This window comes from Caballeronia novacaledonica (genome assembly GCF_900258035.1).
Taxonomy (GTDB): domain Bacteria; phylum Pseudomonadota; class Gammaproteobacteria; order Burkholderiales; family Burkholderiaceae; genus Caballeronia; species Caballeronia novacaledonica.
Genome location: NZ_OGTP01000014.1, coordinates 125,422 through 136,703, shown reverse-complemented (window position 1 = coordinate 136,703; position 11,282 = coordinate 125,422). Strand labels below are relative to the sequence as shown.

8 protein-coding genes are annotated in these 11,282 nt (G+C 64.1%); 4 read left to right on the top strand and 4 right to left on the bottom strand.

Annotated elements, in window-relative coordinates:
* Nucleotides 1–12 precede the first annotated feature (12 nt).
* From NOV72_RS19995 to NOV72_RS19980, 4 genes are read left to right on the top strand one after another with little or no spacing between them, the layout of a single operon-like run.
* Nucleotides 13–1,503: an aldehyde dehydrogenase gene (locus NOV72_RS19995; protein ID WP_106856313.1), complete on the top strand. Its 1,491-nt coding sequence runs from the start codon at nt 13–15 to the stop codon at nt 1,501–1,503.
* A gap of 10 nt (nt 1,504–1,513) precedes the next feature.
* The gene (locus NOV72_RS19990; protein WP_106856312.1) at nt 1,514–2,479 is read left to right on the top strand and encodes a VOC family protein; all 966 of its coding nucleotides are present in this window, start codon (nt 1,514–1,516) and stop codon (nt 2,477–2,479) included.
* The gene (locus tag NOV72_RS19985) at nt 2,472–3,689 is read left to right on the top strand and encodes an NAD(P)/FAD-dependent oxidoreductase (RefSeq protein ID WP_106856311.1); all 1,218 of its coding nucleotides are present in this window, start codon (nt 2,472–2,474) and stop codon (nt 3,687–3,689) included. Before NOV72_RS19990 ends, NOV72_RS19985 begins: the two co-directional genes overlap by 8 nt.
* A gap of 28 nt (nt 3,690–3,717) precedes the next feature.
* A complete protein-coding gene (locus NOV72_RS19980) occupies nt 3,718–5,136 on the top strand; it encodes an MFS transporter (RefSeq protein ID WP_106856310.1) in 1,419 nt (472 codons plus the stop codon).
* Between the two features lie 18 nt (nt 5,137–5,154).
* Here the strand turns inward: NOV72_RS19980 and NOV72_RS19975 are convergent, their stop codons facing one another.
* The 4 genes from NOV72_RS19975 to sauS form a co-directional block, all read right to left on the bottom strand.
* Nucleotides 5,155–6,273 (bottom strand): nucleoside hydrolase, encoded by a 1,119-nt coding sequence (locus NOV72_RS19975; RefSeq protein WP_106856309.1) that lies wholly within the window; start codon nt 6,271–6,273, stop codon nt 5,155–5,157.
* Between the two features lie 351 nt (nt 6,274–6,624).
* Nucleotides 6,625–7,965, bottom strand: coding sequence for an MFS transporter (locus tag NOV72_RS19970; protein ID WP_181291120.1), 1,341 nt, complete (start codon nt 7,963–7,965; stop codon nt 6,625–6,627).
* Nucleotides 7,966–8,035: 70 nt separating this feature from the next.
* A complete protein-coding gene (locus NOV72_RS19965) occupies nt 8,036–9,673 on the bottom strand; it encodes an AMP-binding protein (RefSeq protein ID WP_106856308.1) in 1,638 nt (545 codons plus the stop codon).
* The gene (gene sauS, locus NOV72_RS19960; RefSeq protein ID WP_106856307.1) at nt 9,670–11,133 is read right to left on the bottom strand and encodes an acylating sulfoacetaldehyde dehydrogenase; all 1,464 of its coding nucleotides are present in this window, start codon (nt 11,131–11,133) and stop codon (nt 9,670–9,672) included. Before sauS ends, NOV72_RS19965 begins: the two co-directional genes overlap by 4 nt.
* Nucleotides 11,134–11,282: the final 149 nt, after the last annotated feature.

The window sequence follows — 11,282 nt, the reverse complement described above, 5'->3', positions numbered from 1 at the left end:
AGTTTTCGAACGATGAATCATCCCGACACTTCGCTCGTGACGTCCGGCGATATCTATATCGGCGGCGAATGGCGCCAAGGACGCGGCAATCCGTACGCGAGCATCTATCCCGCCGATCAGACCGTCAACGCGGAAATCAGCACGGCGAACGCCGACGATGCGCGCGAAGCCGTCGAGATCGCGGATCGTGCTTTCAGGAAGGCGGATTGGGCTGGCCTCAAGCCGCATCAGCGCGCGGCCGTGCTGCATCGCATTGCATCGTTGATCGAAGCGCGCCACGAAGCGCTCGCGCAATTGCAGCGCCGCGACAACGGCAAGCCGATCAGCGAAACGCGCGCGCTCGTCACGAGCGCGGCGAACACATTCCGCTATTTCGCGTCGTGCCTCGAAACGCTCGAAGAAGAACTCACGCCTTCGCGCGGCGACTATCTGACGATGAGCGTTCACGAACCGCTCGGTGTGATCGCGGCGATCACGCCGTGGAATTCGCCGATCGCCTCCGATGCGCAGAAGCTCGCGCCCGCGCTCGCCGCCGGTAACGCCGTCGTGCTGAAGCCCGCCGAAGTGACGCCGCTCGCATCGCTGGCGCTCGCGCGCATCTGCGAGGAAGCGGGCGTCCCGAAGGGCGTCGTCAGCGTATTGCCGGGCAAGGGCTCGGTGATCGGCGATGCGCTCGTGCGTCATCCGCTCGTGAAGAAGGTCGCGTTCACGGGCGGCACGGAAGTCGGTCGCGGCATCGCGCGGCTCGCCGCGGAAAAGCTGATGCCGGTGTCGCTCGAACTCGGCGGCAAGTCGCCGACCATCGTCTATGCCGACGCCGATCTCGATCACGCGGTCAACGGCGTGCTGTACGGCATCTTCAGTTCGTCGGGTGAATCGTGCATCGCGGGTTCGCGGCTCTTCGTCGAACGCAAGGTGTACGGCGAATTCATGGCGCGGCTCGTCGATGGCGCGAGGAAGTTGCGTATCGGCGACCCGACGCGCGAGAACACGCAAATGGGTCCGCTGATTACATCGCAGCATCGCGAAAGCATCGAACGCTATGTCGCGCTCGGTCTCGAAGAAGGCGGCACGTTGTTGTGCGGCGGCGAACGTCCCACGGGCGATGGCCGCGAGAAAGGCTTTTTCTATCTGCCGACGATCATCGAAGGTCTCACGAACGACGCGCGCATGTGTCAGGAAGAGATCTTCGGTCCGGTGCTCGCCGCCCTGCCCTTCGACGACGAAGCCGCGCTGCTGCATGAAGCGAACGACAGCGTGTTCGGCCTCGCGGCAGGCATCTGGACGCGCGACTACAAGCGCGCGTGGAACATGTCGCGCGCATTGAACACCGGCACGGTCTGGATCAACACATACAAGCAGTTTTCGATTTCTACGCCTTTCGGCGGCTGGAAAGACAGCGGCATGGGACGCGAGAAGGGCCGTCTGGGATTGCGCGAATACATGCAGCAGAAGAGCCTGTACTGGGGCTTGAACGATGCCCCGCTGCCGTGGGCGAACTGAAGGAGTTGCCATGACGATTCTTGGCATTGAACGAATCACTTACGGCGTGACGGACCTCGACACCTGCCGGCGCTTTTTCGCCGATTGGGGCCTGAAGGAAGTCGTGCACGACGAGACGCGCGCGCGTTTCGAAACCCTGAACGGCTGCGAAGTGCTGCTTGCCCTTGCCGACGATCCGTCGCTGCCGCCCGCGTTCGAAAGCGGTCCGACGCTGCGCGAAGTCACGTGGGCCGTCGCGACACGCGCGGAACTCGACGCGCTGCGCGGACGTTTCGCGGGCCAGCCCGGCCACTTCGAAACCGACGATGCGCTCGGCTGCATCGATCCGAACGGCATGGCGATTCGCGTCGAAGTCACGAAGAAACGCGACATCGACGTGAAAGGCTCGCCCTCGAACGTATGGGGCAATGCGCAGCGCATCGATACGCCGAGTCCCGTGTATGAACGCGCGGAGCCGGTCGAAGTGGGGCACGTCGTGTTCTTCACGAACTGCGTCGCGGAGCAGGAGAAGTTCTATCACGAACTGCTCGGCTTCGAGACGTCGGATCGCTATCCGGGCCGCGGCGCGTTCATGCGCTGCGCGCCGCACGGCGGTCATCACGATTTGTTTCTCCTGCAACTACCCGATGGCAAACGCGGCCTGAATCACGTCGCGTTCACCGTGCGCGATATCCACGAAGTATTCGGCGGCGGCCTGCACATCAGCCGCTGCGGATGGACGACGCAACTCGGGCCGGGACGTCATCCGGTTTCGTCGGCGTACTTCTGGTACTTCAGGAATCCGGCGGGCGGCCTTATCGAGTATTACGCCGATGAAGACGTGCTCACGCCCGAATGGCAGCCGCGCGATTTCGAGCCGGGTCCGACCGTGTTCGCGGAATGGGCCGTCGATGGCGGGCTCGACGGCAACACGCGCCGCCAGAAAGACGCGAAGGCGCCCGAAGGCAAGTTCATGACGGAGCGGAAAAATGGCTGATCTTCAAACGGTCGTCGTGATCGGAGGCGGACAGGCGGCGGGCTGGATCGTCAAGACGTTGCGGAAGGAAGGCTTCGCTGGACGCCTCGTGATGATCGCCGACGAGATTCATCTTCCCTACGAACGTCCGCCGCTGTCGAAGGCCGTGCTCGCGGGCGATGCGGATATCGACACCGTTCGCATCGTCGATCACGACGCATTCGCCGAGTTGAACGTCGAGGCATGGCAGCCGGAATGCGCGGCGTCGATCGATCGCGAAGCGCGCATCGTGCGCACCGCGAGCGGCCGCGAAGTGCGCTACGACCGGCTCGTCATCGCGACGGGCGGCGCGGCGCGGCGTCTGCCGGACACGCTCGTGAAGACCTCGCATCTCGCCTATCTGCGCACGCTCGACGACGCGATGCTCATCGGCAAGCGTCTGCGCGAAAACCATAGCAAGCGGCTGCTCGTGATCGGCGGCGGATGGATCGGTCTCGAAGTCGCGGCCACCGCGAGGAAGCTCGGGGTCGGCGTGACGGTGATCGAAGGCGCGCCGCGTCTGTGCGGGCGTTCGGTGCCCGGGAGCGTGTCCGATTTTCTGCTGAAGCTGCATCGCGATAACGGCGTCGATGTGCGGCTGAATGCGTCGCTCGTCTCGCTCGAAGATTTCGGCGACGGCGTGCGCGCGCAACTCGCGGACGGCGCCACGCTCGACGCCGATTTCGCGGTTGCGGGCATCGGCCTCGCGCCGCACACGGCGATCGCGGAACGCGCGGGCATCGACGTGAACGATGGCATCGTCGTCGATGAATTCGGCGCGACGAACGACGCGTGCGTGTTCGCGTGCGGCGATGTCGCCAATCATCCGAACGCGTGGCTCAAGCGCCGCGTGCGCCTGGAATCGTGGGCGAACGCGCAGAACCAGGCGATCGCGACGGCGCGCGCGGTTCTCGGCGTGCGCGAGCCGTATGCGGAGATTCCGTGGTTCTGGTCGGATCAGTACGACGTGAACCTGCAGATTCTCGGCGACATTCCGGCGGGCGCCGTGCCGATCGTTCGCGGCGATCTGGACGCGCGTCGCGCATCGCTCTTCTTCTTCGAGGGCGATGCATTGCGCGGCGTCATCGCGATCAACGCGACGCGCGATCTCAAGGTCGCGAAGAAATGGATGAGTCAGGGGCGCGCGGTCGATATCGCGGCGCTCGCGGACACGGCGAAAGCACTCGCATAACACACAGACGGGAGCAGGCATGAGGAGCATGGGCAATACGGCCGTTCAACACGGCGGCACCGCCACGACAGTCGCCGACGCGGCCACTGCCGCTCACGCGGTCACGAAAGGATCGATCATCGCGCGCATCGAACGGCTGCCCGCCAACGCGATGCAGGTGCGTGCGCGTATCCTGATCGGCGCGGCGACGTTCTTCGATGGCTTCGATGTCATCGTCATCGCGGCGACGTTGCCGCTGCTCATCCAGAAATGGGGGCTTACGCCGGGGCAAGTCGGTTTTCTGATCGCGTCGGGATCGATCGGACAACTGATCGGTGCGTTTCTGTTTCCGTCGCTCGCGGAGCGCTATGGGCGCGTGCGGTCCATCGCGTGGAGCTCGGGCATCATCGGCCTGACGAGCATCGCGTGCGGTTTCGCGCCTTCGTTCGCGGTGTTCGTCGCGTTGCGGATCGTGCAGGGGCTCGGGCTCGGCGGCGAGCTGCCCGTCGCGGCGACTTACATCAACGAGATCACGCGTGCACATGGGCGCGGACGTTTCGTGCTGCTCTACGAGATCGTGTTTCCGATCGGCCTGCTCGCATCGAACGCGCTCGGCGCGTGGATCGTGCCGCGCTTCGGCTGGGAAGCGATGTATTTCATCGGCGGCGTGCCGCTCGTGCTGTTCTTCCTGTTGCGCACGCTGGTGCCGGAATCGCCGCGCTGGCTCGGCGAACGCGGCCGCATGCGCGAAGCGGGCGATGCACTGTCCGCGTTCGAAGCCACCGTCAAGCAACCGCTGCCGCCGCTCGGCAATCTCGCCGAATTCGAATCGATGGCGAATCGTCATCCGAAGCGCCGCCGCCTCGATCTCATCGGCCCGGCGTATCTGAAGCGCACGATCGCGGTCGCGCTGTTGTGGATGACGTGCGGCGTGATTCAGTACGGCCTTTCGACGTGGCTCCCGACGATCTACAAGACTGTCTATCACGCGCCCTTGCAACTCGCGCTGAATCTGGCGGTGGCGGCTTCGGTGCTCGGCGTGCTGGGTTCGCTGACGTGCGCCTTGATCGTCGACAAGGTCGGGCGCAAGCCGGTCATCAACTGGTCGTTCGTGTTCTGCGCGGTGTCGCTGGTGTTCGCGGGCGTGTTCGTCACGCAGTCGGTGTATGTGGTCGCGACGTTCTGCGCGCTCGCGCTCGGCTTCATGGCGTGCGGCTTCATCACCGCCTACGTGTATACGCCCGAGCTTTATCCGACGAGCATCCGCGCGTTCGGATGCGGTCTCGGCGGCGCATGGCTCAAGATCGCGGCGATCTTCGCGCCGGCGCTCGTCGGCAAGACGCTGATGAGCGGGAACATGAACATCGCGTTCTATGCGCTTGCTGTCGTGCCGCTGGTTGCGGCCGTCGCGGTGCATTACATGGGCATCGAGACGAAAGGCAAGGTGCTGGAGCAACTCGAAGTGTGATGATGCCCGGCGGCTTCGCTACTGGAATTTGACGGGGACGGGCCGTGTCAGAAGATCGACATAGAACTTGAAGAACCGGTCGTTGTCGTAGCGCGTGACATAGGTGATCTTTTGCGGCGATGCGCCCGCCTGCGGTGCATCCGGATACACCTTCACGTGCCCCTGATTCTCGCCGGGCGCCGTGTCGATGTCGAGATACGCGCTTTGCGTCTGCGTCGCGTAGGTCGAATCGAGGAAGTAGCCGATCGTGAGCGTGTCGTAGATATCGGTGCTGGTCGAGAATGCGCCCGCGTTCGCGATGGCGTAGACCTTCGTCACCGCCGTCTGTCCGGTCGGCGGATTGACGATCTGGTTATAGACCGATTCGGTCAGCGGCACGGTGTTGGTCACGTCGAGCGGAATGACGCTTTGCGGGATCGTCGTCTGCAAGAGCGTTCGCACCGCGACGGGATCGAACCACCAGTTCAGCTCGCCGACCGCGTTCGCGTTGCCCGGCACGTTCATCGCGCCGCCCATGTAGACGATGCCCTTGATGAGCGGAACGATCTCCGGCGCTTTCTGCACGGCGGTCGCGAGATTCGTCGGCGGCCCGACTTCGATGATCGTCACCTGGTTCGGATAGCGCTTGATCGTCTCGACGATGAAGTCGGCGGCGCTCTGGTTTTGCAGCTTCGCCGATGTCGCGAAGCCGTCGGGCGGCGCGGTCAGTTGCGCCTGGCTCGTCGGCTCGGGACGCATCCATGCGCCGAAGTAGCCGTTCGGATTCGCGGCCTGCTGCGCGCGAATGCTCGCGACGTCGTATTGCAGCGGATAATTCGCGCCGGCATAGACGCCGATCTTGTCCTGCACGCCCATGCGCTCGACCGCTTTCAATGCTTCGGCTTCTTCCTGGAGCAGCCAGTCGTTGCCGGTCACGACGCATAGGCCGAGCAGATTCACCTTGCCTTCGCCCATGAGTTGCGTCGACATCGCGAAGAGCTGGCCGTCGTCGCCCATCGTGTTGAAGTCCGAGTCGATGATGATCTTCGGCGCGTTGGAAAAGGCGGGCGGGTTGTCGTCGTCGGAGCCGCCGCATGCGGAGAGCGTGGCGACCATAAAGACGGGAATGATCAGGAATGCCGCGCTGCAACGTCGCATGATGTCGTCTCCCGAATCGGTTTGTGTAGTAACTGCGCCGTCGCATGGCGCAGTTCATTCTACGATCGATCGGGAGAGGGCGTTGACGGGGGCTTGAAACGAAAAAAACCGGAACGGCGCGTGTCCGTTCCGGCGTGACGTTCTAAGCGTTATCGCGCGAATCAGCTCTTCGCCTTCGGCATCTGCGAAACCAGCGACAAGCCGATGCATCTCGCCGTCGAGAGCCGGCGCCATGTCCGGATGGAGCGTCCGCACGAAACGAGTCCTCCGAGTTCGCGCCAGCCCACCTCCTCGCGTCCGCGCAAAATGAACGCATCGCCCACCACTCTCGACTCTATCGCAAACACCCCGCTATTCGTGCCACTGCCCCGCGCCGCCCGCAAAAGCCGGCACGCCCATTTCACTTCGACTCTGCGCCTCGCGCGCCTCGTCGGCTTCGACGGTCTTGCTCGTATCGATGAAGAGCGCCGCGAACGCGCCGACCGCCAGCAATGCCGCCGAAATCGTGAACGGCACGTTATAGCTGCCCGTCTCCTGGATCAGATAGCCGAACACGACCGGCGAGGCCATCCCCGCGAGACCGAAGCCCGTGTTCATCATGCCGCCCGCCGTGCCCGCATATTTGCCCGCGATATCGAGCGGCAAGGTCCACAGCACAGGATTCGTGATCTCGAGGAAGAAGAACGATCCCGTCAGAAACCATACCGCCGCAATCGGGCTCGGCGCATTGACCATCGGAATCAGGAATGCGAGCGAACCGCCCATGCCGATGACCAGAATGCTGCAACGCGCGAGACGCAGCCGGCCCGTCATCTTGTAGATGCGGTCCGATATCACGCCGCCGAGCGTATCGCCGATCACGCCCGCGAGCAGCGGCAATGCCGTGAAAAGCGCGAGATGCTTGAGATCGAAGCCGCGCGATTCCTTCAGATACGAAGGCAGCCACGTCAGATACACCCACAGCAGCCAGCCGTAGCAGAAGTCGACGAACGTCACGAGCCACATGCGATGAATCAGCTTGCGCCACGGCGTCGGCGTCTTTCTCGCGCGCGCGCATTCGCCCGCGCGATAGCCGATTTCAGCAATCTCCTCGGGCGTCACGCGGCGGTTCTCATCGGGTGAATTGGTGAAGACGAAGAGATACAACACCGTCCATACGAGGCTCGCGACGCCGAGCAGAATGAACGCCTCGCGCCAGCCGCTCGCCGCGACCACCGCAAGCACGAGCGGCGGCGTCACCGCGCCGCCCAGCCGCGCGAAGCTATGCGTGATGCCTTGCGCGAAACCGCGCTCGTGCACCGGCATCCAGAACGTGAAGGCGCGCGTCGCGGTCGGGAACGCGCCGCCCTCGCCGATGCCCAGCGCAAGACGCAGCAGAACCAGCATGCCGATGCTGCCCGCGAAGCCCGTCGCGAGCGTCGCCGCGCCCCAGATCAGCGAGAGCACGGTGAGCACGAGCTTCGGCCCGAAACGATCGGCGAGCCATCCGCCGACAATCTGCATCACCGCATACGGATACGCAAACGCGGAAAACACGAGCCCGAGCTGCATGGACGTGAGACCCATCTCCTGCCGGATCAACGGTCCCGCCACGGCGATATTCACGCGGTCGATGTACGAGATGAAGTACATCAGACACATTACGCCGAGAATGATATGGCGCGTCTTCACGCGCTGACGTTGCTTGTTCACAGTGTCTCCTTCAGTCCATCTGATGTGGAATGTCCAGTCTTGTGAGTGAATCCGCGTCTGCCGTGTCGGTTCATCCCGCCGCGAACTGCGGATTCTGAACGAGCTTCAGACGCTGCACCTTGCCCGATGGGCCGCGCGGCAATGCATCGGTGAAGCGGAATTCACGCGGCGTCTTGTAGCGGCCGAGTTCACGCAGGCAATGCGCGCGCAACTCCGCAACATCGAGCGAAGCAGCGCCGCCGTTCGGCACGATGTACGCGACGATGTCCTGCCCATAGGCCGCATCGGGCACACCGACCGCCGCCGCTTCGAGCACGCCGGGATGACGCAGCAACGCTTCGTCGATCTCGCGCGGCGCGATGTTCTCGCCACCTTTGATGATCAGTTCCTTCGCGCGACCGTTGATGTAGAAGAAGCCCGCCTCGTCGCGATAGCCGAGATCGCCGGTGCGCAGCCAGCCATCCGCGGTGAACGCATCGCGCGTCTCTTCCGGGCGCTTGTAGTAGCCGCTCATCATTTGCGCGCCGCGCAGCACGAGTTCGCCGGATTCGTTCGGTCCGCATTCGCGTCCGTCGAGATCGACGATCTTCGCTTCGCCGCCCGATGGCAGACCGATGCTGCCGAGTCTTCTCATCGTCCGTTCATACGGATTACTGAACATCGGCGCGGCGGTTTCCGTCATCCCCATCGTTTCGATGACGCCGATGCCGAAGCGCTCCTCGAATGCGCGATGATGATCGGCCGGCAGCGCCGCCGACGCGCTGCGGCAGAACTTCAGCGCGGAAAGATCGCAGTCTTGCGCGTCCTCCGCATTCAACAGATAGGCGACGATGGTGGGCACCACGTTGATCCACGTGCATCCGGAATGCGACGCCTCGCGCCAGAACGTGCGCGCCGAAAAACGCGGCGTCATTACCGCCGAGCCGCCGTGCCAGAGCGGCGTCAGGAGCGCGACGACGAGCCCGTTGATGTGATAGAGCGGCAGCGACACGAGCACGCGATCATCGTCGGACAGGCGATGCTCCGCGCTGATATTGCGCATGTTCGCGAGCAGGCTCCGATGACTCAGCAGCACGCCTTTCGGCGCGCCCGTCGTGCCGGACGTGTACATGAGCAGCGCGGTATCGCCGGGATTCGGCGCGCCCGCGTCGCTCGCGACGATATGCGTGCCGGGCGTTTCATCGCGCACGAGCGGTATCGCGTGCGGCGAAAGCGTGGGAATGTCCGGCATGTCGCTCGATCCCGGCGACGTGCATACGACCGCAATCTCGCGATCCATGCCTTCGCGACGCAACGCATCGATCGCTTCGACGATCGTATCGCGCGTATCGTCCGTGACGAAAATCACGCGCGTATCCGAATGCTCGACGATGTACCTCACCTGCGAAGCCTGGCACAGCAGGTTCAGCGGATTGGCGACGAGACCGCTGTACATCGTCGCGAGCAGGAGGCGCGCGGTCTGGATGCCGTTGCCCATGAAGACGGACACCACATCGCCGGGACGCAAACCGGCCGCCCGGAAACGTGCTTCGAGCGCGATGCAATCGTCGCGCAGAGCGGCGAACGTCAGCGCGTCTTCTTGAGTGGTGGAGAGCAGGAACGGCTTGTCGGGTGCGCTTTGCGCGCGTGCGTCGATCACCGCGCGTAACGTCGATGCATCGAGCGGCGACCGGGCAGGCGCAGCGATTCGATCGGGCAATGCGCTCATCGTCCGACCCTCCGGAAGTAATCGCCGAGCAGCGCATCGACTTCGGGCACGCGCTCCGCTATCGGATACGCAACGCGCGTGACGTTCATATATTGCCGATAGCCGAGATTTGATGAGAAATTATTGCCGCCCCACGTGCCGCAGCCCATCGAAAGCGAGAACGGCAAGCCGTTGTCGAAGTTGCCGCCGGTCGCGAGGCAATGCGCCTGATCGACGATCACACGCGCCACCGGCAATTGCGTGCCGAGCATGACGGCGAGCGCGTCGTCCGCGCCGTGCACGCCGACCGAATGGCCCGCGCCCATGTAGGCGTAGATGCCGCGCACGATATCGATGGCGTCATCGATGTCGCGCGCGCGATACACCGTCAGCACGGGCGAGAGCTTCTCGCCGGAGAACGGATGGCCGGGTCCGTAGCCGGTCTCCTCGACCATCAGGAACTTCGGCTCGCGCGCGGCGATATCGTCGAGGCCCGCTTCGCGCGCGATGGCCATTGCCGAGCGTGCGGTGCAGCGCGCCGAGAGCTTGCCGTCGTGCCACATCGCCGCCTGCAATTGCGATTTCTGCGTGGCGTCGAGCAGCACGCCGCCCTGCTTCGCCAACGCATCGAGCATGCGCGCGTGGATCGCATCTTCGATCACGACGCTGTTCTCCGACGAACAGCTCGTCGCGTTGTCGAACGTCTTGGACACGGCGATCTTGCGCGCCGCGTCATCGAGATTCGCGTTCGCCGTGACGATCGACGCGACATTGCCCGCGCCCACGCCGAAAGCCGGCGTGCCGCTCGTATAGGCCATGCGCACGTTGGCTTGCGAGCCGGTCGCGACGACGAGATCGGCGAGCCGCATCAGCGCGGCGGTCGCCGCCTTGCCGATCGGATGCGGGAGCATCTGCACGAGATCGGGATCGAGCCCCGCCTTCGCGAACTCCGCGTGAATGAAGCCGATGAGCGACGCGCACGACGAATAGCCCTTCGGCGAAGGCGCGACGATCACCGCGTTGCCGCACTTGAGCGCGTTGATGATCTTGTTCGCGGGCGTCGCGGCCGGATTCGTCGATGGCGTGATCGCAGCCACCACGCCGACCGCGCGCGCGATCTCGACGATGCCGTGCTGCTCGTCGCGCGCGATCACGCCCGTCGTCGCGACACCGTGAAGATCGCGCAACAACCCGAGCGTCTTGCGATGGTTCTTGCGGAACTTGTCGTCGGCGTTGCCGAGGCCCGTATCGCTTACCGCCAGATCGGCCAAGAGCCGGTTGCGCTGCGGCTCCATGATCGCCCACGCGGCGGCCGCGGCGGCGATGTCGAGGGTCTCCTGTCCCGCTTGCTCGAAGCGTCGTTGCGCGGTGCGCGCTCGCGTCACGAGCGTCGCGACGACGCGTTCGACATCGGGTTCCTGGGTGTTCGGCCCGTTCTCGCGGGGACGCGCGAGCGTTGCGCCGCTTGCCATTTGATTCATGCGATAAACCTCGGCTGTTGGAAGATTGGCGGTGCTTTCCAATCTAGTCAGCCGCGTTCGTCGCGCGGTCCCGTTTTCTGGAACAACGCATGCAGCAAAATCGCGTGCATCGAAAATTCAGCTTTTCGGGACTTTCCAGAGTCCCGAAA